The 20,261-nt window shown below is 57.7% G+C and carries 17 protein-coding genes and 1 pseudogene; 14 read left to right on the forward strand and 4 right to left on the reverse strand.

Going from position 1 to position 20,261, the window contains the following annotated elements; genetic code table 11:
* From NW849_RS09375 to carA, 5 genes and pseudogenes are all read left to right on the forward strand, one after another.
* Positions 1 to 4,027: pseudogene (locus tag NW849_RS09375) on the forward strand (type II secretion system protein); the annotation flags it as partial.
* Between the two features lie 63 nt (positions 4,028 to 4,090).
* Positions 4,091 to 4,834 carry a prepilin-type N-terminal cleavage/methylation domain-containing protein gene (locus NW849_RS09380; RefSeq protein WP_414357416.1) on the forward strand — a complete coding sequence of 248 codons (744 nt, stop codon included), beginning with the start codon at positions 4,091 to 4,093 and terminating at the stop codon, positions 4,832 to 4,834.
* Positions 4,835 to 4,905: 71 nt separating this feature from the next.
* Positions 4,906 to 5,997: a type II secretion system protein J gene (locus tag NW849_RS09385; RefSeq protein WP_414357418.1), complete on the forward strand. Its 1,092-nt coding sequence runs from the start codon at positions 4,906 to 4,908 to the stop codon at positions 5,995 to 5,997.
* 10 nt (positions 5,998 to 6,007) lie between these two features.
* The gene (locus tag NW849_RS09390; protein ID WP_414357420.1) at positions 6,008 to 6,580 is read left to right on the forward strand and encodes a Tfp pilus assembly protein FimT/FimU; all 573 of its coding nucleotides are present in this window, start codon (positions 6,008 to 6,010) and stop codon (positions 6,578 to 6,580) included.
* A 61-nt stretch (positions 6,581 to 6,641) separates the two neighbouring features.
* A complete protein-coding gene (carA, locus tag NW849_RS09395; protein WP_414357422.1) occupies positions 6,642 to 7,844 on the forward strand; it encodes a glutamine-hydrolyzing carbamoyl-phosphate synthase small subunit in 1,203 nt (400 codons plus the stop codon).
* Positions 7,845 to 7,894: 50 nt separating this feature from the next.
* On the opposite strand, the gene ruvC is transcribed toward carA, so the two are convergent.
* From ruvC to NW849_RS09410, 3 genes are all read right to left on the reverse strand, one after another.
* The gene (gene ruvC, locus NW849_RS09400; RefSeq protein WP_414329288.1) at positions 7,895 to 8,407 is read right to left on the reverse strand and encodes a crossover junction endodeoxyribonuclease RuvC; all 513 of its coding nucleotides are present in this window, start codon (positions 8,405 to 8,407) and stop codon (positions 7,895 to 7,897) included.
* A 10-nt stretch (positions 8,408 to 8,417) separates the two neighbouring features.
* A complete protein-coding gene (pgsA, locus tag NW849_RS09405; protein WP_414329287.1) occupies positions 8,418 to 8,936 on the reverse strand; it encodes a CDP-diacylglycerol--glycerol-3-phosphate 3-phosphatidyltransferase in 519 nt (172 codons plus the stop codon).
* A 78-nt stretch (positions 8,937 to 9,014) separates the two neighbouring features.
* Positions 9,015 to 9,950, reverse strand: coding sequence for a nucleoside hydrolase (locus tag NW849_RS09410; RefSeq protein WP_414357424.1), 936 nt, complete (start codon positions 9,948 to 9,950; stop codon positions 9,015 to 9,017).
* Positions 9,951 to 10,071: 121 nt separating this feature from the next.
* Here NW849_RS09410 and NW849_RS09415 point away from each other — a divergent pair, with 121 nt between their 5' ends.
* From NW849_RS09415 to NW849_RS09440, 6 genes are all read left to right on the forward strand, one after another.
* Positions 10,072 to 11,076, forward strand: coding sequence for a circadian clock protein KaiA (locus tag NW849_RS09415; RefSeq protein WP_414357426.1), 1,005 nt, complete (start codon positions 10,072 to 10,074; stop codon positions 11,074 to 11,076).
* 2 nt (positions 11,077 to 11,078) lie between these two features.
* The gene (gene kaiB / locus NW849_RS09420) at positions 11,079 to 11,381 is read left to right on the forward strand and encodes a circadian clock protein KaiB (protein ID WP_011430723.1); all 303 of its coding nucleotides are present in this window, start codon (positions 11,079 to 11,081) and stop codon (positions 11,379 to 11,381) included.
* A 28-nt stretch (positions 11,382 to 11,409) separates the two neighbouring features.
* Positions 11,410 to 13,035 (forward strand): circadian clock protein KaiC, encoded by a 1,626-nt coding sequence (kaiC, locus tag NW849_RS09425; RefSeq protein ID WP_414357428.1) that lies wholly within the window; start codon positions 11,410 to 11,412, stop codon positions 13,033 to 13,035.
* Positions 13,036 to 13,254: 219 nt separating this feature from the next.
* The gene (gene pilM, locus NW849_RS09430; protein WP_414357430.1) at positions 13,255 to 14,373 is read left to right on the forward strand and encodes a type IV pilus biogenesis protein PilM; all 1,119 of its coding nucleotides are present in this window, start codon (positions 13,255 to 13,257) and stop codon (positions 14,371 to 14,373) included.
* Positions 14,374 to 14,433: 60 nt separating this feature from the next.
* The gene (locus NW849_RS09435) at positions 14,434 to 15,141 is read left to right on the forward strand and encodes a PilN domain-containing protein (protein ID WP_414350597.1); all 708 of its coding nucleotides are present in this window, start codon (positions 14,434 to 14,436) and stop codon (positions 15,139 to 15,141) included.
* Entirely contained in the window at positions 15,141 to 15,863 is a 723-nt protein-coding gene (locus NW849_RS09440) for a hypothetical protein (protein ID WP_414329096.1), read from the forward strand. Before NW849_RS09435 ends, NW849_RS09440 begins: the two co-directional genes overlap by 1 nt.
* Positions 15,864 to 16,192: 329 nt before the next feature.
* On the opposite strand, the gene NW849_RS09445 is transcribed toward NW849_RS09440, so the two are convergent.
* Positions 16,193 to 16,423, reverse strand: coding sequence for a hypothetical protein (locus NW849_RS09445; RefSeq protein ID WP_414343508.1), 231 nt, complete (start codon positions 16,421 to 16,423; stop codon positions 16,193 to 16,195).
* Here NW849_RS09445 and NW849_RS09450 point away from each other — a divergent pair.
* The 3 genes from NW849_RS09450 to NW849_RS09460 all read left to right on the forward strand — a co-directional run bounded on the left by NW849_RS09450 (position 16,310) and on the right by NW849_RS09460 (position 19,997).
* Positions 16,310 to 18,277, forward strand: a complete 1,968-nt coding sequence (locus NW849_RS09450) for an AMIN domain-containing protein (protein ID WP_414357436.1) — start codon at positions 16,310 to 16,312, stop codon at positions 18,275 to 18,277. The two genes, NW849_RS09445 and NW849_RS09450, sit on opposite strands and share 114 nt — an antisense overlap.
* Before the next feature lie 76 nt (positions 18,278 to 18,353).
* Positions 18,354 to 19,535 (forward strand): Ig-like domain-containing protein, encoded by a 1,182-nt coding sequence (locus NW849_RS09455; RefSeq protein WP_414357432.1) that lies wholly within the window; start codon positions 18,354 to 18,356, stop codon positions 19,533 to 19,535.
* A gap of 84 nt (positions 19,536 to 19,619) precedes the next feature.
* Positions 19,620 to 19,997 carry a hypothetical protein gene (locus NW849_RS09460; protein ID WP_414357434.1) on the forward strand — a complete coding sequence of 126 codons (378 nt, stop codon included), beginning with the start codon at positions 19,620 to 19,622 and terminating at the stop codon, positions 19,995 to 19,997.
* The last annotated feature ends 264 nt before the right edge of the window (positions 19,998 to 20,261 follow it).

Consider the following 20,261-nt stretch of genomic DNA (forward strand, 5'->3'; position numbering starts at 1 on the left):
CGTGTTGGGCGACTCGGTGAACATCCTCTCTGCCGATTTCTGCGATGGCAGCATCGACGACGGCTTTGTGCAGGATGGCACCCTCAATGGCGGCGGCAGCAACTATGTGGCTGGCCAAGACTTCGCCGGTGGACGGGCCTCAGCACCTCGCCGCAGCGACTACTACGGCTGCAGCGGGCCAAACCTAGGGGCCAACACCTCCTTCCTCAACCAAGCGCTGGTGATCCGGGGCAACAACTGGCCGGCTCAGGATCCCAACAGCGGCGGCGCTGGTGTCCTCCGCTTCGACAACACCAACGGGGCCCAGAACCTGGGCGACAACCTCAACCAGCCGGGTTGGCCGGATGTGTTTGCCCGCGACACCATTCTGGCTCCCTTCGACAACGCCGATTCGGATCCCAATAACGATGACAGAACGGCGGGCGGTGGCGTGCCGGCAGTGCGGCCCTTGCGGGCACCCGATGTGGGCTATGCCAACTTCGGCACCCGCATCTCCGCTTTGGGCAACCCGGTGCTGGATACCTCCCGCTGGGTGCTGGTAGCTCCACCTGGGCCTTGCCCGAGCCCTGGTGGCTCTGGGTTGCTGGCCGAGTACTACAACGGCTGGCTGACCAGCCCGCAGAACCAGTACAACCGCAACACAGGGTTTGCCACCAACCCCAGTGGACAGGCGGTGGGCCCCCTGTCTTCGAGCGCTCAAGATGCCAACCTGCCCTACTTGCGGGCGGTGCGCTGGCCGGATCCGGTGTTCCCGGCGCAAGGAGTGCCTAATGCCATTGGTCAGTACAACAATGGCTATACCACCAATGCGCCTACCTGTAATCCAAGTGGCACCAACGACCAACGCTGGGCCTGCGTGCGCAATGCTATCGATAACCCGACCAACCTGGCCCCCTTTGCCCGCAGCGGCAGCGGTTTCCCTTGGTGGGGCGGCTTCCAGTACTTTTTTGGCACTAGCACATCGCTGAACTCTCACTCGCCTTTCAAGCGTTTGCTATATAGTAACTTCCCCACTTGCAACAGCTCTTTGTCTGACATCCTGCAGCCCCTCTGCCGTTTGTCACTACCGCCTGGCAGCCCCGATCGGCGGGATCGCGGCGATTGGTTCTGGATGCCCAGTTGTGGGGAGCCCGATGGCAACAACAGCCTGCCGAACCTGCCCATCGACGCGGATGACCTCAACTTTCCAAGTCACTTCAACTTCCAGCGCTCCTGTTGGCGGCGTAGAAGTGGGGGCGGGCCAAATGGCAACAACAACGGCAACGACTTTTTCGTGGTGCGCTGGGTAGGGGAGCTGTATCCCCGTTGGCCTGGCCTACAGAGCTACCGCATTCTCAACGGCGACGACGGCGTGCGGCTGATCATTCGACGGCGGGACGGCTCCAGTGCCACTTTTGTCAACAATGGAGCCTGGAACGGAACTCCGCTCAGCCTAGGGCCCAATGCTGCGGGTGCCGAAGCCTGGCAGGATGGCGGCGGTAACCTGGTCACCCTGCGATTAGAGCTGGAGTGCGCGGATCCATCCCAGCCCTCGCCCTACTTGGTGGAGATCCAAACTTACGAAAATACCGGCGGTGCCTCCCTGCGCTTTGCCACCCGCGATGGCAGCGAGTTGGAAGACTACGACCTGCAGTACCTGAAGCCGTTGAAGGGGGTGAACCAACCTTGCCAGCCGGATCCGCTGAAGCCTTTAGCACCCAACCAGAAGTACTGCGCAACCCCCCTCAACTGCGATCCCATCTGGACAGACTGGACTCCTGCATGTAAAACCGACATCTGTGTGGCCACCACCATTACCCAAACCAAAACGGCCACCTTTCCTGCTGGCTGCCCTGGCACTCCGCCGACGCCGATGACTCGCCAGTTCACCTGCAATCCTCAATTTAACTATGGGCCCTGGTCGAATTGGTCGCCCGACTGTACCCCAACCCAGCAGTGCAACAAAACCACCATTACCCAAACCCGCAGCCGCACGGTAACGCCGCTCTGTACCAGCCAAAGCCCCTTCACCGAAAAAGAAACCCGAGCCTTTACCTGCCAGCCTCCAGGTGCTAGCTGCGGTGCTTGGTCTGAATGGACTCCTCCTTGCACCTTGGCCAACGGTGGCACCAATGTCACCCAAACTCGCAGCCGCACCTGCACAGTGGCAGTTTGCGGAACCAGCTACACCGAGACGCAATCCCAGACGGTCAACTGCCCGCAGACCTGCAACTACAATTGGGGGCCTTGGTCGCCACCCGATTGCAGCCAGGTCAGCGTTTCCTGCGGCCAAACCAAAACGGTTACCCAAACCCGGATAGGCAACCGGATTGACGCCACCAGCAGCCCAAGTTGCCCGGCCACCAAAACGGAGACGCAATCTTTGAACTGTCAAGGCCCTCCCTGCGGGCCAGGTACCTTTGCGCCCGAGGCTCCCGGCGAGAGCCCCTTGGGCGAGTGGATGGCGGCCAAGCCCAACACGGTGGATTTGCGCCCCGTCTGGGAAATCCAAGCGGATCCGGAGCCGGAGACCATTGGCGTGAACATGGTGGCCGCGGCTTCTGCCGAAGGCGTGACGATCGCTCTGCAGCCGGAGCTTTCCCCGGTGCTGGAAGTGAAAGCAGGGGTGCCCAAGCTGCCCAAGTGGCCCAGCCCTGCCGAAGCTTTGCAAGCGGCCTTTAACTGGATGTTTGGCGAGCCAGCTTATGCCGCCCGCAATGGCCTGAAGGGCAACTTGCCCTCTCAGATTGCAAATCCTAGCAAGGAGCCTGGCATCCGCCCTGCTGAGAAGACCAGCTCCAAGATTTCTGGAACTCCTGCTGTGGGTACCGATGACTGGGCCCGGCAACTGCGGCGGCAACTGCTCAACAAGGACGGAGAAATTCGCTGTGGCGATGAACAGGTCACTCCCTCAGACGGTGGCTTCTGGGTGCCGGGGGTATTTCGCCCCAACTTCAACGACCGCTTCAAGTACACCGCCTACACCGGTGACAGCCGACCCAGCACTCTGCGTACCTCTCCTAAAGGTGCCGATCCTACCTTCGAGGATCTCAACAAGAATGGCATTTGGGATCTGGAGGAGCCTTCAAATGTTTTGGAGCGGGATCCACTGTTTGGGTTAGACTTGCCGGATCGGCCAGAGCTAGAGATCCAACCCCAGATGGCGCTCAACCCTTACGCCCGCGTCAACAAAAGCGCCGCGACCCAAGCCTACACTCCCGCGTCCAAGTATGCGGACGGATACTACATTAACCACAAGGGCAGTGAAGATATTCGCAATGGCCTCTGCTTCTACGTCAAGCCCAACGGCAACACCATCCAGGTTCAGATCGACCGTAACGGCGGCGATGGCGATGGCCTGGTCTGGGTGGATGTGGAGCCGTACACTCTCAGCATCAATCAACCCACCACCGGCTTTGCAGGCAGCAACCCCGTGCTGGGGGTGATCCTGGACGAGGTGACCCGTCGGCCCATTCCGATCCCGCGCTTCCAGGAGCTGGCCCCAGCCGCAGCCGACTTGAACCAGCGCCGCCGCAACGACAACGGCACCCAAAACCGGCAGCTCCAGCCGGCCAGGGAAACGCGGGTAAATGCCATTGCCATCAGCGGTGTGATCCCGTCTCGGCTGGATCAGACGGGCGGGGGCATGCACAACTTCCTGCGCCTCAACGAGCTGTGGAGAGATGTCAACCTCTTTTTCAGCGGCTCGATGATCCAGCTCAACTACAGCACCTATGCTACCGGCCCCTTCCTGCAGCACAGCTTTGAGCCACCCGGTCTGGTAGACGATCCAACCTTTGTGCGGGGCTACGACTACTACTACCCACCCAACCGCCGCTTCGGCTACGACGTGGGTCTGCAAATTGCCCGTCGTCCCAGCGCGGTGTCGGCCCGCTTCCAATTCCCCTCCAATACCCGCACCGAGTTCTTGCGAGAGCTGGATCCTCAGGATCCGTATGTGCGGCGGCTGCGCTGTGCCTTGCAACAGCAGCCAGGTGTTCCTCTACAGGCTGCTGCTCAGATTGGAGGTTGCAGTGACTTCAACTGATATTGACTTCCCAAGCTGGGGGTAAATTCAAAGTAGGGGCAGCAGGCAAACACGGGAGGGGATATGAAAAAGTGGCGGCTTTTGCGGCAGCAATTGGAAGCAGAGGGCTTCACTCTCATAGAGGTCTTGGCCTCCGTGATTATCGTGGCTATTGCCATGACTGCCCTTGCCCCTGCCCTTACCTTGGTTGCCTATCGGCGGGCCATGACCGAGCGCGTGGAGGTAGCCAATCAACTGGCCCAGGCCGAGGTGGATCGGATCCGCACGCTGGTTGACCTGGAGCTGGCCGCTAACCCAGTTGCCTTTCAGAACCCGGCTCAGTTGGCCCGTCTGCCCAGAGTTGGAGCGAATCCCCTGGCAAGTACCCCAGCACCGGCCACTATGGATACTAACGGGGACAATTATTCGATTCGCTTGGCTCAAATTCAGTTGCCAGGACGCAACCCTGAAGAATATGTCATTCAAACCTTTCGCAGTGGTGGTGGAGATTGTATTGACCGACGCAACAACACCGTGATTGCGGGGGTTCCCTGCACCTTCCTGATAGGGGTGAGGGTTTACCACCGCTTTTCTTTTGACCCAGCGACCCGACAGGCCCTTCCTGGGTTGCGAACCGAGTCGGTCTCCGCCAATCAGAACTTGGCCAATGCCGATGTGTGGCTCTTTCCCATGGCCAGCTCGATTGTGGAAGTCAACCTGGCTGCCAATTTGGGGGATGTTTGCCGCGCCGTTTTGGCCGACGTTCGAGCCAGGGGTGGGATCCCAGCCAGCAACTGTGAGGCATTTCCTCTGCCCGGCAGCCCCTAGCTCATTGCCCTGAGGCGGATTGGCAGGATCCCTCTCTGGATTTACAAGATATAAGGTAGTGGTGTTTCCCTATGTTCAAGGTCTTACGCCGGAGGGTTAATCAGAGTGCGGGGTTTACCCTCATTGAGCTGCTGGCTGCGCTGCTGATGGCTTCGATCTTTCTGCTGGCCACGGGCATGATCGTCATCGAAACCATGCGGGTGGATCGGGAAGAGACAGGGCGCACCCAAGTGCAGGCGGAGCTGACGCAAGCCATGCGGTATATTCAGCAGGATCTGGCGGAAGCTCTCTACATTTACAACGATGCGGAACAGCCCAACGGTAATGGAACGCCGGATCTCATTGAGCGGCTTTACACTCCTGGATGGATTCGCCGCCCCGATGGTGCCGTTCCGGTTGTCGCTTTTTGGAAGCTGAATCCGATCCCACGCGATTGCTATCAAGGCCCTCCGACGTTGCAACAAATCCGAGAAGGCCGAGTAACTTTGAAGGAAAGACCTTCAGGCATTTCCCAATCTGATTGGGAAAACATTCGCAGCCGCCGCAACATCTACACCTTGGTTGTGTATTACTTGCAGCGCAACTACAACAACGCCGGTAACCCAGACGGCAGCACCCCCTGGGAGGGTAATGCGCGCATTGCTAGGTTTGAGTTGCAACCTCTTAATGACACATGCACTGAGCGCAGCCGATTTTTTGTCGAGGATCCGGATCCCTTCCGGGAAGGCTTTCTGGTTTGGCCCTCTGAGCAAGCTAGGGCTCGCCAAACTCCCATTGCTGGGGCAGGCAATCAAGGTAATCGACTGGTAACTCTGGTCTCCAACATCTTCAGCAGCCGGCAGGACAGCCCCCAGGTTGCTCCCCCTTGCCCACAGGGCTATGCCTTTGGAGGAGGCCGACCCAACGGGGTTACCTTCTCGGGGTTGGGGGTCAATCAGAACGATGTGGGTTTTTATGTCTGTGTCCGGCGCGGTGCCTCTGCGAGCCTTCCCCAAGATGTGATTGTGAACATTACAGCAACCGCTATGGAACGCTCCAACCCTGGTTTGTTCCGGCGCTACATTCAAGATGCGACGAGTGTCGATGCGGAACAGGTGTCGCGGTACTTGACGGCGATGCAAACTCAAGTTTTGGCCCGTGGTGTGTTTAATCGTCAAGCCTAGTCAAGCCTATGTGACTTATTCGGAGGGGGGATCCCTGCCTATGCTGGCCTCGGTGAGCGGATCTAGACGGATTGCACCTGCCCAGACAAGGGGCTTTACGCTGATAGAAGTCTTGGCGGTTATTGTCATCATCGGCATCTTGGCTGTGCTGGCCGTTCCCTCTGGGATCAACATCTGGGCGCGGATCCAGCTTGAGGATGCGCAGAACAGGGTGGAGCGAGCCTTGCGCACCGCCCGCACCAACGCCAGAGCCTCTCTCCTGGGCCGAGCTTGGGTGGTGGGGGTGGACAATTCAGAGCCAAACGTGCCGACTCTGGTTATCCAGGATGAGGAGGGCCTCTGCGATGAACCTACCCCCTGTCAGCGGCTACGCCTGAACAATTTTGTAACTGTAGCCAACACCTTCAATGACGGAAGGGCGGTTTTTGAATCCGATGGCCGCGCCCGTCAACTGGGTCGCTTTGTGGTCAGCAGCACCTACTCTCAGGGAGAAAACCGCTGCGTGGTGGTGAGCACCTTGATAGGCACTATCCGCAAGGACAACGACCCGGCTTGTGCAAGCAGAACAGATGCAGAAGACTAGCCAGGCTTGCAACCTTCTTGAAAGAGGGTAGGATGGTCAGGCCGATGTTTTTGGGTGGAGCATGGCTTCTCCTTCCCTGATCCCTCAGGAAAAAACTTTCCCTTGGCAGGCTCGTCAGCCTGCTTTGCTGGTGCTGGCGGATGGCACTGCTTTCTCCGGCTGGTCTTTTGGGGCGCCGGGCACGGCGGTGGGCGAGGTGGTGTTTAACACGGGCATGACCGGCTACCAGGAGGTGATCACCGATCCCAGCTACCGGGGGCAGATCATTACTTTCACCTGCCCTGAGCTGGGAAATACCGGAGTGAATGAGCTGGACGAAGAATCGGCTCGGCCCCAAGTAGCAGGGGTGATTGCCCGCAATGTGTCTCGCATGGTCAGCTCCTGGCGGGCTACATCCACCCTCCCCGAATACCTGCAACGATATGGGATCCCGGCCATTGCTGGGGTAGATACGCGGGCTTTGGCACGGCGGCTGCGCTCTCAGGGGGTGATGAACGGGGCCCTTTCCACGGAGACTTTGGATCCCCAGGTTTTGTTGGAGCGGGTGCGCCAGGCTCCTTCCATGCAGGGGTTGAGCTTGGTGGCGGAAGTTACTACTCCCCAACCCTACGAGTGGCTGGAGCCTACGCCTGCCGATTGGGACTATGGGCGCAGCCAAGGGATCCCGATCCCGGAGCCGCCCCTGCGGGTGGTGGCCTTGGATTTCGGCGTTAAGCGCAACATTCTGCGCCGCCTTACCCGCTATGGCTGTCGGGTGATGGTGTTGCCGGCCAATGCCAGCCCGGAGCAGATTTTGAGTTACAACCCCGATGGGATCTTCCTCTCCAATGGGCCAGGGGATCCCGCCGCTGAGACGACTGCCATCCGCACCACGCAAGCGCTGCTGCAAACCGGGAAGCCCCTATTTGGGATCTGCCTGGGCCATCAGATTCTCAGTTTGGCCCTAGGGGGATCCACCTACAAGCTCAAGTTTGGCCACCGCGGCCTCAACCATCCCTGTGGGCTGGACAAGCAAGTGGAGATCACCAGCCAAAACCACGGGTTTGCGGTGGATGCCGACTCGATCCCTGCCGATGAGGTCACGATCAGCTACCTCAACTTGAATGACCACACCGTAGCCGGGATCCGCCACCGTCACCTGCCCCTGTTTTCTGTGCAGTATCACCCGGAGGCCAGCCCCGGCCCTCATGATGCCGATCACCTCTTCCGGGAGTTTGTGGAGCTAATGCTGCAGCACCGAACTTTTTTAGCTACTCAACGCTAACATCTTTCACCTCCTGCCGAAGGCAGGGGATTGGACAGGGACGGGATCCCTCAAGAGAAGCGGTGGTGCCAGACTGTGATGGCAATCGCCAAGGCATCGGCGGCATCATCCGGGCGGGGCAAGCTGGGCAGGTTGAGTTCCCGGGCCACGGCAGCTTGTACAGCCTGCTTGTCGGCGCGTCCGTAGCCTGTCAAACTTTGCTTGACTTGGGCGGGCGTAAACTCCACCGGCAACAGATGATGCTGGGCCAAGGTGAGCAGGATCACGCCACGGGCTTGGGCGATGGCAATGGTATTGCCCATTTTGTAGAAAAAAAGTTTTTCCAGCCCCACCTGATGCGGGCGCAGTTGGCGCAGCAACTGGCTCAAATCCTCGTGCAGCGTTTGCAGCCGCTCCGGCATCGAGTGTTGGCTGGGGGTGCTGATCACCCCATAATCCACAGGTTTCAACCCCGCAGATCCCGCCAGAATGCAACCAAAACCCATGGTTCCCAGACCTGGATCTAGGCCGAGGATGCGCTGCTCAGGTGGGGTGTCTCCTCTGTCGGCGAGGGGCGGGGGGATCTGACAAGGGCTATGGCCTGCCGGGTGACTGCGCATGATGGGGATGATCGGTGTGCAGGTAGGTCAGGCCCGAGATCAGGGTGAGAACCACCGCCACCCAAAAACAAGGGATCCCTCCCGGCCACCCCAAAATCAGCAAAGCAATGGCCAGGATTTGGGTTACCGTCTTGGCTTTGCCCCAGAAATTGGCACCGCGGATTTGGCTTTGGTTGACCCGCCAGCCGGCGATGGCCAGCTCCCGCCCCACCAGCAAAAACACGCCCCAAGCGGGGATCCGCCCCAGTTCCAGCAGGCCCAGCAGCGGCGCCAACACCAGCAGCTTATCCACCAGAGGATCCAAAAACTTGCCCATATCGGTTACCAAGCCATAACGGCGGGCCAAATGGCCATCCAGCCAATCGGTTGCCGCCGCCAACAGGAACGCCCAGAGGGCCAACCTCTCCCCCAGTGGGGATCGCAGGCTCAGGCCCAGCAAAACAAAAGGGATCCCTGCCAGCCGCAGCAGGGTGACGGCGGTGGGCAGGTTCACCCACTCCAGCTTGGCACGTTGGACGGCGCTGGGATTCTCCACCTTCGGATCTGGCCTCAAGGATCAGAACTATCAGAATTATCGGTAACGGCCCAGGCGCTCGGTGAGCAGGTGGTAAAACCCCTGGGCATCCACCCCAAAAGCCACCTGAACATTGGCGAGGCGACCACTGGATCCCCAGCGATCCACCACCGTCCGGCCCAGGTTCAAGGGGCTAGCCGTTTCCACCTCGACGTAGCAGGGCTTGAGCTCGAACAACTGCGGCTGTAACAGATAGGCAATCACACAAGGGTCGTGCAATGGCCCTCCCGGTAGCCCGTAGCGTTCTACGTCGACCTTACCGTAAAAGGTGAGCATATTGGCCACCGTCTGCCCAACGCGGGTGCCCAGGGCGCGGATGCGCTCAATCCGCTCCGGCGTGCTGAGGACCTGTTGGGTGACGTGCAAGCCCAGCATCACCACCTCCGGGATCCCGGCGCTGAGCACGATCTGGGCGGCGTGGGGATCGGTGAGGATGTTGAACTCGGCTGCCGGCGTAACATTCCCCTCAAAGGCGGATCCCCCCATAAACACCAGCCGCTGGATGCGTTCCACAATCCGGGGCTGCTGCACCAGAGCCACTGCCAAGTTGGTCATCGGGCCCAGCAAAGCCAAGGTAACCGGCTCAGGGGCAGCCATCAGCGTCTCGATGAGATAGGTTACCGCATGCCGGGATCCCAAGGGCATCTGGGGCTCCGGCAGATCCGCTCCATCGATCCCGGTTTTGCCATGCACCTGCTCGGCAGTTTCCAGAGGGCGCAGGAGAGGGCGGGGACAGCCGGCATACACCCCCATCTGCGGCTGACCGGCCAATTCACAGATCTGTCGAGCATTGCGGCTGGTTTTGTCCAAGGAGACATTGCCAGCCACCGTGGTAATGCCCAGCAATTGCAGCTCTTCTGGCGACGCCATAGCCAGCAGCAGAGCCACCGCATCGTCTTGGCCAGGGTCACAGTCGATGATCAGGGGCACCATAGGGATCTCGGCAGCAGCTCACTCACCCCTAGTTTAGGTTTTTCTCCCGCTCTTTTCCTCTGGCCGGTGAGCGCGGATCCCGGTCAGATTTAAGATAGGAAATATATCTTCATCCTTTGTCTTGTTGCCTGACACCCATCCACTGCGCATCAACCTGTTGCTGGATTGGGAGCCGCCAGCAGGAGAGCCCCTAGCTTGCGAGGACTGGCTACCCCCTGAACGCTTTGTTGTCGAGTGTTTTCAGGATCAAGCTACCTTCCTAGAGGCTCTCAGGAGACAAGACGGCCATGTCGATTGCTTGGTGCTCCTGGTGGATCCCACTCGGCTGCAAGAGCTGCACGATCTGGGCAATCAGCTCTGCGCGTGGGGACTGCTGCTGCCGACGGTGTTGGCGATTGTGCTGGAAGAATCCCACCTGCAAAAGGAAACACCGGAGACGGAAGGAGAGATCCCTGCCACCTCATCTTTGGTGAAAGCATTGCTCAAGCGAGAGCAGTTTTTCTATCACAACGCCACCCTCGTCCGTCCCATTTCGCCACAGGAGCTGAAGGGGCAGGTGCGGGCCGACTGTACCGCTTCGGGATCCCCTTCCGTCTTGGAGCTGCTGGTGGATCGGGCCATCGCCTTGTTTCTGCAGATGTCTCCCACTTGCGGCCTCCCGCAGGGCCCAGTGCATCCCAGCGATCAGCCCTACCTGGCTTACAGCAACCAACAACAGCGACGGCTGGCGGAGAAATTGCGAGAACGGCTGAGCTATGCCGGAGTGTACTATCATCGTGACCCGGAGCTGTTTTATCGCCGCCTTCCGCCCCACGAGCAGCGAGCTTTGATGCAACGGCTGCGCGGCCTTTACCAGGCGATTGTCCTGGAATACTTTCAGTCTCCCGAAACCGCCAATGCCCGCATCGATGAACTGGTGGCCTTGGCCTTTTTTGCCGATATCGGCGCTGCTCAACTGCTGGAGCTGCACATGAACTTGATGGAAGACTTTGCCAAACAATTGAAGCTGGAAGGCCGCAGCGAAGAGATCCTGCTGGATTACCGCCTTACCCTGATCGATGTGATGGCCCACCTGAGCGAAATGTACCGCCGCTCCATTCCCAAAACCGCTCCAAGGGATCCTTAGATATGTCCACTCGCAAAGCCTATGTTCTCAAGCTCTACGTGGCGGGCAACACCCCCAATTCTCTGCGTGCCCTCAGCACCTTGCAAGACATCTTGGAAAAGGAGTTCCGCGGCGTGTACAGCCTGAAGGTGATCGATGTCTTGAAAAATCCGCAACTGGCAGAGGAAGATAAGATCTTGGCAACGCCGACCTTGGCCAAAATCCTGCCGCCACCGGTGCGGAAGATTATTGGCGATCTGTCCAACCGCGAGAAAGTGCTCATCGGCCTGGATCTGCTCTACGAAGAATTGGACGAAGAGGCTTGAGACAGGCTGCAGGAGCAAGGAGAGTGGGATGAACCAGTCATTGGGGCCTTCTGAGCCAGAAAAGCCACAAGATAACACCGCAGAGGACTCCACCGAACCAACCCCAGACAACCACCGGGCGGATCTCTCAGAGCTGCGAGGGATCCCCAAAAAACAGACGGGCATCGAGGGCTTTGAAGACATCAGTCACGGTGGGCTACCCCTGGGACGCACCACCTTGGTCAGCGGCACCTCCGGCACCGGCAAAACCCTGTTTGCCATGCAGTTCCTTTACAACGGCATCGTGAAGTATCAAGAGCCGGGGATCTTCGTCACCTTCGAGGAAACCCCCGCCGATATCATTCGCAATGCCTCCAGCTTTGGCTGGGATCTGCAGGCCCTCATCGACAGGGGCCAACTGTTTATCCTGGATGCCTCCCCCGATCCCGAAGGCTATGAGGTGAGCGGCAACTTTGATTTGTCGGCCCTCATCGAGCGCATCCAGTACGCCATTCGCAAATACAAAGCCAAGCGGGTCTCCATCGACTCAGTGACAGCCATCTTTCAGCAGTACGACCCTGCCGGTGTGGTGCGGCGGGAGCTGTTCCGCCTGACGGCCCGCCTCAAGCAGGCCAACGTCACCACCGTCATGACCACGGAGCGCACCGACGAGTACGGCCCCATCGCCCGCTACGGCGTAGAGGAATTCGTCTCCGATAACGTGGTGATCCTGCGCAACATCCTGGAAGGAGAGAAACGGCGGCGCACCATCGAGATCTTGAAGCTGCGGGGCACCACCCACATGAAGGGGGAATATCCCTTCACCATCACCAACGACGGGATCAACATCTTCCCCCTGGGAGCCATGCAACTGACCCAGCGCTCCTCCAACGTGCGGGTCTCCTCCGGCATCGAGAAGCTGGACGAAATGTGCGGCGGCGGCTTCTTCAAAGACTCGATTATTTTGGCCACCGGCGCCACCGGCACGGGCAAAACCTCGCTGGTGAGCAAATTCCTGGAGCGAGGCTGCCTGGATGGGGAACGCTGCATTCTCTTTGCCTACGAAGAGTCGCGGGCGCAGCTTTCCCGCAACGCCTCCTCCTGGGGCATTGAGCTGGAAGAGTTCGAGCGGCGGGGCCTCCTCAAGATCATTTGCGCCTACCCAGAATCTGCCGGCCTGGAAGACCACCTGCAGAAGATCAAAACCGAGATGATGGCCTTCAAGCCCTCCCGCATGGCCATCGACTCCCTGTCAGCCCTGGCGCGGGGAGTGAGCCAAAATGCCTTCCGCCAGTTTGTAATCGGGGTAACTGGCCTGGCCAAGCAAGAGGAGATCACCGGCTTTTTCACCAACACCACCGACCAATTCATGGGATCCCATTCCATCACCGAATCCCATATTTCCACCATCACCGACACGATTATCCTGCTGCAATACGTGGAGATCCGCGGAGAAATGGCCCGCGCCCTCAACGTCTTCAAAATGCGGGGATCCTGGCACGACAAAGGGATCCGCGAGTACCTGATCTCCAACGCAGGCATCCAAATCCGCGATTCCTTCCGGGGCTACGAGCGCATCATCAGCGGATCCCCGACCCGCATCAATGTGGATGAGAAAAACGAGCTCTCCCGGATTGTGCAAAACGTCCAGGCCCTCGAGGAAGAAGGGTTGTGAGCGGTTACAACAGTTCCGTGAGTGGGCGCGGCAACAGACCCGTTGAGTCAAGCGAATTTCCAACACCGCTCAACACCGCGCAAGCCCTGCACTTGCGGCTGGCAGGGAGGGATCGGCCCAGACAAGGATTTCCCCGCGGCCAATGGCGAACAGTGGTAACCCACCTACAAATTGGGTAGTATGCCTCTAGCAGTAGCGCAAAGGGCGGGGTTTCCCGGCGTGTTTAGTTTTTTTGGTGGTTCCAAAACCCGAACCATGCTTGGGGTGGACATCAACCCCGAGCGCATCGCCGTTGCCCAACTGAAAAAGCAGGGCAATGGTCGCTATCGTTTAGCCCACTACCACAGCGTGGACATGCCAGAAGGGGCGATGATCGAAGGACGCATCCTCGATCCGAGCACAGTTGGCTTGATCCTGATGAATTTGCTCAATGAAAACAAGGTACCCACCAACCTGCCGGCAGCCACAGCAGTGCCCGTAAGGGAGGCCATCGTTCGTCTCATTCGCCTGCCTGCCGACCTACCTGCCGATGAGCTGCGCCGGGTGGTTTTGGAGCAGGAGGCCGAACTTTACATTCCCTATCCGCGGGATCAGGCGGATGTCGACTACCAGCCCTTGGGTCTCGATCTTTCCCAGGATGGCATTGAGCGCATCGAAGTCTTGCTGGTGGCCATCCCCAAAGAGGTGGTGGACAACTACCTGGAGGTGCTGCAGGTGGCCAACTTGCAGGTGCGCTGTGTGGAGCTGGCCAGCTTCTCCCTCATTCGCACCATCCGCGATCAGCTAATCCAGTACGGCCCCCAAGAGGCCGTGTTGCTCAGCTCCATCGGCTACGACAGCAGCGAGATCAGCATTTTGGTGAACGGGATCCCGCAATTTACCCGCACCGTCAACATCGGCACCATCCACATGCGGCAGGTGCTGGCCCAATCCCTGAATCTGCCGCTTAGCCGCACCGGCGACCTGTTGCGAACTCTGAGGTTACCCTTGATCAACCCCACCGATATTTTGGCCACGGGAGAACAGCCAGCGCCCAGCAATCCCGGTGTAGCAGCAGTAACGCGCGTTGTCTCCGATTTGGCGGATGAACTGAGGCGCTCCATCGACTTCTTTACGAGCACAGAAAGCAGCTCGCCTGTGGTGAAAGTACTGCTGGCCGGAACTGGGGCAAGCATCGGCCAAATCGACGGCTTCTTATCTCAGTCGTTGAGCGTGGCGGTGGAGTTGGCGGATCCCTTTGGCAACATTGTCGTGCCGGATTCAGTGGAACTGCCCCTGGAGGAACGCCCAGCAATGGGAGTGGCCCTGGGGTTGGCGTTACGGGAAGACACCAAGTAGCGGCAGCAGGCAGCGCAAGCTCGCCCAACCGATGGAATAGCGCACAAGGCGGTTAAAGAGATGTACACACCGGAGATCAATTTCCTCAAAGAAAGGCCGGATGTCCTCACCACAGCTCGAACAGGTGGGGGAGCAGTAGTCGCAGCTGAGGCTGCAGAGGGATCCCAGAATTGGATCCCGGCCATTGGCCTGGGGGTTGCTGTTGCTGCTGTAGCGATGGGAGCTTTTTGGTATTTCCAAGACAGCTTTTCCCGCCAGAGAGAAACCTTGAGGGCGGAGCGGGCTCGCCTTGACAGTGAGCTCAGCACAGCCAATGCTGAGTTGTCCCAGCTGCAGAATGCCAATCAAGAGCTGCAAACCATTCGCGCCCAAACGGAAGGGTTCCGCTCCTTTCTGGGATCCGTCCAGCCTTGGTCGGCCATCTTGGAAGAGCTGCGGCGCAAGATCCCCGGCCAGGGGGTATGGATAACCAACATCAGCGCTTCCGGGGATACCGTCAATATCCAAGGAGGGGCGCTGGACTTTCCCCTGGTGAACGACTTTTTGCTCACCCTGCTGGATTCCAACTTTGTTACCAGCGCCGTCCTGAACAGCAGCTCCCGGGTGGACGGCACAGACGTAACCGAGCCCAGCGTTACCTACGGCATAACCGTAACCATCCGTACCCTGGGGGATCCTGACCCAGAATTTACCCGCGAGCTGGAGCAGCGGGGAGCGATAGGCTTGGTTGAAAAGATCCGCATTTTGCGTCGAGTGGAGGCGAACTGATGACTGGATCGGTTGAAGGTTTTCCCGACGAACAACTGGTGGTTCCCCCGGCAGGGCCGCCGGTACTGCTGGGCGTGGAGCTGACCCCCATTCGAATTGGTCTTTTAATCGGGATCACAGGGCTAGGCGCGGCGGGGTTTCTGGCCTTCACCCAACTTCGCCCCTTGATCGAGGAGGTACAGGCTTTGGAAAGGGAGGTAGCCAACAAAACCACCCAGTTGCAGGACATAAAGAGCCAGATTGCCAGTTTGCAAGATGTGCCCAATCAGGTCGAGAGAGCTCGCGTGGAGCGGGAACAGATCAGTGCCCTGCTCTCCACCCCCGAGAATGCCGACACGCAACTGCTGGATCTCAACCGGCTGGTGCAGGGGCAGCCCAACAGCGAGCTGCGCAGCTTTAGCCCTTCTCCACTGACTCCAGCGTCTTCGGCCAATCCGGAAGTGCCTGGGATCATCGCTCCCGCCATCCAAGTGCAGACCACCCGTGTCGCTCTGCGTGGCCCCTATACGGAGCTGATCAATCTGATGGGAGATATAGAACGTCTGCGCACGCTGTTCCGGGTGAGCAACATCAGCTTAAATCCTGTTCAAGACACAGGGGAACTGGACGCTGCTTTTGATTTGATTGCCTACATCTACAACAAAGACGTTCCGTTGGGCACTGCTCCTGCACCTGAAGGGCAAGCCCCCCCTGAAGGAGAACAGGCAGCACCCAGCCAATAGCCTAGCTATGCTTCGGCTCAGGGGGAGATCCTGCCAGTGCGGGATCCCTTTTGGGTTTTCAGAAGACGGGAACAATCGCCGGTGCAGCACAGATAGTGTTGCCAAATCGAAGATCTGGGAAAAATTTCTCCCGAAATGGCTACAGGTAGTGGCAAAGTCCGAGATTTCGGCTTTGATTAGGGAAGCACGGGGTGAACGAGGCCAAAGGCACCCGTGGCGAGGCTAAGCAAGAACACGGTTGGGTGAAGGAGTGAGGTGTGAGGATGATGAACCGTCGAGTTGCTTATGGGTGTGCGTTGGGCTTGATCCTGTCCCTGCCCCCATTGGCCTTAGAAAGCCGGGTCAATGAGGCAGCCGCTCAACAGTTGACCTCCGCAAACCCGCAACGCCTCAGCCGCATCACAGATATCCGCCTGGTGCCCAACGGCAACCGCATGCAGTTGGAGATCAACACCGAAGGGGGCGCTCGCCCACAGGTGTTCTTTACCCAGCAGGGACAATCTTGGATCGGGGACATCACCAATGCTCAATTGAGCGGAAGCCAGGGCCGCTATCGCCAAGAGTCTCCCCTGCCGGGGGTGCGCTTCATTGAGGCCCGGCAGTTGAGCAACGACAGCGTGCGGATAGAAATAGCCGGTGTGGCCGCAGCTCCCCAAGGCTTGCTGGCTCGGCGCAGCCCGACGCAGTTGGTCTTCGACTTTGAGGGCCTACCCTCTGCCCCACTGGCTCCCCTAGCGGCGGTTCCCCCTCAACCCTCGTCCAACCAAGCAGCGCCCGGCCAACCGGCGTCACTAAACCGACCTCAGCCCGTGGCTCCTGCTCCTCAGCCCGCAGCTCCTGCCCCTGCCTCCCAACCGGTCGCTCAAAACCCTGCCCCTCCGCAGACAACTCAAGCGGCTCCTCCCACACCTGCTGTTCCTGCTCCGCCCGTGATTTCTCAGGTGCCTTCTGTGGACCAGCTCAACCAACCCCAACTGCCGCCAGGGGTTGTCAATCCTGATGTTTCTCCGTTTCAAGGTCGAGCAATGGCTCCCCCGGCTGGAGATCTTGCCGTTGGCAGTATTATTCCAGCTCCTCCCCCGGTGGATTTGGGTTCAAATGCCAAGATCACTTTGACCTTAAGAGATGCTCCTGTAGGTGATGTGTTAAGCCTACTGGTGCGTCGAGCTGGGCTTAATGTAGTTCTCAATGATGTGCCTCCGGACTTGACGATTTCCCTAGATGTAGCTGACTCACCTCTACAAGAAACATTTAACTTTATTTTGCGCTTGAAGGAGCTTCAAGCGTCTCGCGTAGGGCAAACAGTTTTCATTGGTACTACACTCCCTGGGGTTGGCCAGCAGATCGTCAGGACGTACAGACTCAATCAACTGAGAATCGAAGAGGAGATCCAAAACTTTGATTTAACTGCTGCCGGTGCCGCAGGTGGAGGTGGAACAACTGAAATCACGGCTAGGCAGCTAGGTGTTACTCCGAGTGAAATTAGAAGCAGAATTCTAGCCATTTTGGAAGCATCAAACATTCCTTTGGCTCAGGAATCGGCCATTCAAGCAGATCCAAGAACGAATTCACTGACTATTGTTGCCACACCTACCCAACATGACGTAATAGCAGCATATCTTGCCCAAATTGATCTCAGAAGTCGACAGGTCTTGATTAGCGCCAGGTTTATCGAGATTAACCTTAACGACAACTCTGACTTAGGAGTTGCATTAGGTGGTGCATCTGGAAACTTTGCGCTGGGTTCTGGAGATAATACCACCTTTGGTGGAACTCCTCTTAGCCAACCCGAGGGATCCTCAGTTCCTAACGTTGGTTCGGTTCCGGCTCCAGCAACTGGGGGCTCACTTGTATTTAATACTTTAAACCGGCTCCAGCAGTCTCTTGCAGCTCGTATAAATGCATCTATTGCTTCGGGGACAGCTAAGATATTGGCCGATCCAAAAGTAGTCGTTGCCAACAACACCGGTGCGGCTGTTGTGGTTGGCCAAGAAGTCATTACCAACAGGAGAATACAAACGGATCCCGCAACAGGCCAGTCAGTAGTTGTTTTCGAGAAGGGAAACGCAGGAGTTAACTTGCTTATTCAAAATGTTAGGATTGACGATAATGGCTATGTTACGTTAAATCTCATTCCTCAGATTTCATCCATCGGTAGCCAAGTTACTTTGGCAGATGGCACCGTAATTAGCTTGCTGAACCAGCGTTCTGTTGGAACTTTGCAAACCAGACTGAAAGACAGAGAAACCCTATTTTTGGGAGGCTTGATACGAGAGGAGGATCGAGTATCTGTTGACAGGGTTCCACTGCTTTCTGAGATTCCTCTGCTGGGTTCTCTTTTTCGTAGGCAAAATACGATAAATGAGAGAACTGAAATTGTAGTCCTAATTACGCCGACAATTTTGGAGGACTGAAGGAAAATCTTTATCGCTGCAAGCCGCTTTCTTCCTGTTGAGCTAGTTACCTTCCTATAAAGACATCTTGGTTTAAATGCTAAGGTCAAGCTTTTCTTGCCGATTTTGGTTGAGACTGGGATCCCTGCTGCTGAGCTTGGCTCTGGCTGGGGCGCTGGCTTCGATTGACACAGGGTGGTCGCAAACCCATCGCCTTTCTCTACCAGTCCAGGGTCAGAGCTATCCACAGCTAGTCGAGCAATCACGCCCTTTGGTTTGGCGAGCTTTGGCGCAACAATTCCAAGCGCAGCCGCAGCCGGAGGAGATCACCTTGGAAGTACTAGGACAAGCCGGGGATCGGCAAGCTCCTCTGTTTACCGTGCGAATGCCTCGCAGCGTTTGGCAGCAGAACCCCTCACCTAGCCAACTGGAGCAACACACTACTTTCTATCCCGATGCGTTGGCTCTTTTACAACCGAGAGCACCGGTGCAGCAGGGTCAGGTAGAGTTTACTGCTCCCTCTGCAAATGGAACTACATTGGTCTCCAGCAATCCTTCCAATGGCCAAAGAGGGATCCCAATTGACCAAAGTATCCATCTGCGTTTTGATCGACAGCTTCCCGCCGGAATAACAGGTCTAGCCTTTGGGATTCAGCCCCCTGTGGAGGTGGCCTTTGACATTCGGGGAAACGAGCTGATCTTTCAACCTTTACAGCTACTCAGTTACAGCACCGATTACAGGGTGCTCCTGCCCGCAGCGGAAGAGCTGGATTTACAAAAGCCCATAGAATTGACTTTCCGCACTGAACCTCAATACACCTACCAGCGAGATATTAAACCTCTACTGGATGCTAGCTGTGTAGGCTGTCATCAGCGGGCTGGTCGGATGCGGCGCAGCCCCTTGGATAGCTATGCTGCGGTGATGCGTTATGTAACGCCGGGATCGGAAAATAGCGAGTTGCTCAAACCGCGTTGGTTAGCTCGTCATGCTGTCATCCAGCGAGCTGCAGGGATCCCTTTGAATGGAGGGGGAGTGGATGCCCTGAGTTTGTTGTCGCAGGGCAGGGAAGGAGCTGAACCTACGCCCAGGGTTCCTGTGAGTGATCCCCAGGGAGAGTCTCCCGGATCTTTTATCGGACGCAGTGGATCCCCAGAATTGGCCTATATTCGTCGCAACGGCACCGGCATGGATCGCCTAGGTCACTTGAGCGCTGATGAAATTCAAATCCTGCGTACCTGGATTATTCAGGATCAAGCGGCTGAGGCCCATAAGAGTTAGCCTGATGGGCTGGAGAGTCTTTACCAACAAAGATCCCTTGCTTGTTTGTTTACTTTAAGATTAGGAACCTACGAGATCAATTTGATGACAACCCCCACAGAGGATCGGCTAGACCGGATTGAGCGTGTTGTAGAAGTTTTGGTGAACCAGCAGAGGGAAGTGCTGGGGCGCGTCGATGGGTTGTCTCACCGGGTGGATAGCTTGACCGAGCAGGTGGATAACCTCACGGATCGAGTAGACAACCTGACTAACCGAGTAGATAGCCTGACCGACAGGGTGGATAACCTCTCCCAAAGTGTCAGCAAACTTTCCGCCGATGTCGATAAGTTGGGCTTCAAGTTCGACACTGCTCAATCGGTTGGGGAGCGGCTAGAGCGGCTGGCAACCAGCTTGATCGCAGGAGCCACGATTAGCATCATTGCCGGGGTTATCCTTGTGCTGCTCACAGAGGGATCCCGTTAATTCTTTCCCGCCCCCTCGATGGAAAAAATAGGGATCCCAGCCAATGGGATCCCTGGTTATCCTTCCTCTAGTGTTTCAGTCCTCAACACACCTTCCCTATGAGATGCTCTGATTCTAAGAGCCGACCCGTGAAAAAGTCGTGAAACTGACAGATGAGGTGGAAGGTTAAGCCTTGCTCAGGTGGTCAGGGATCCACCTCGGGCAACAAGCGCCAATTCCACCTGATTTTCTTGGGGCTGCCCCAGTTGCACCTCCACATCTCGG

The sequence above is a fragment of the Synechococcus sp. R55.3 genome (assembly GCF_047461975.1).
GTDB lineage: Bacteria > Cyanobacteriota > Cyanobacteriia > Thermostichales > Thermostichaceae > Thermostichus.

Excerpts from the sequence above, each read along its gene's own strand:
- kaiC (WP_414357428.1), top strand. The coding sequence starts at position 11,410 with ATGAACCAGTCATTGGGGCCTTCTGAGCCAGAAAAGCCACAAGATAAC.
- NW849_RS09455 (WP_414357432.1), top strand. The coding sequence starts at position 18,354 with ATGCTAAGGTCAAGCTTTTCTTGCCGATTTTGGTTGAGACTGGGATCC.
- NW849_RS09410 (WP_414357424.1), bottom strand. The coding sequence starts at position 9,950 with ATGGTGCCCCTGATCATCGACTGTGACCCTGGCCAAGACGATGCGGTG.
- kaiB (WP_011430723.1), top strand. The coding sequence starts at position 11,079 with ATGTCCACTCGCAAAGCCTATGTTCTCAAGCTCTACGTGGCGGGCAAC.
- NW849_RS09380 (WP_414357416.1), top strand. The coding sequence starts at position 4,091 with ATGAAAAAGTGGCGGCTTTTGCGGCAGCAATTGGAAGCAGAGGGCTTC.
- NW849_RS09385 (WP_414357418.1), top strand. The coding sequence starts at position 4,906 with ATGTTCAAGGTCTTACGCCGGAGGGTTAATCAGAGTGCGGGGTTTACC.
- NW849_RS09460 (WP_414357434.1), top strand. The coding sequence starts at position 19,620 with ATGACAACCCCCACAGAGGATCGGCTAGACCGGATTGAGCGTGTTGTA.
- carA (WP_414357422.1), top strand. The coding sequence starts at position 6,642 with ATGGCTTCTCCTTCCCTGATCCCTCAGGAAAAAACTTTCCCTTGGCAG.
- NW849_RS09440 (WP_414329096.1), top strand. The coding sequence starts at position 15,141 with ATGACTGGATCGGTTGAAGGTTTTCCCGACGAACAACTGGTGGTTCCC.
- NW849_RS09435 (WP_414350597.1), top strand. The coding sequence starts at position 14,434 with ATGTACACACCGGAGATCAATTTCCTCAAAGAAAGGCCGGATGTCCTC.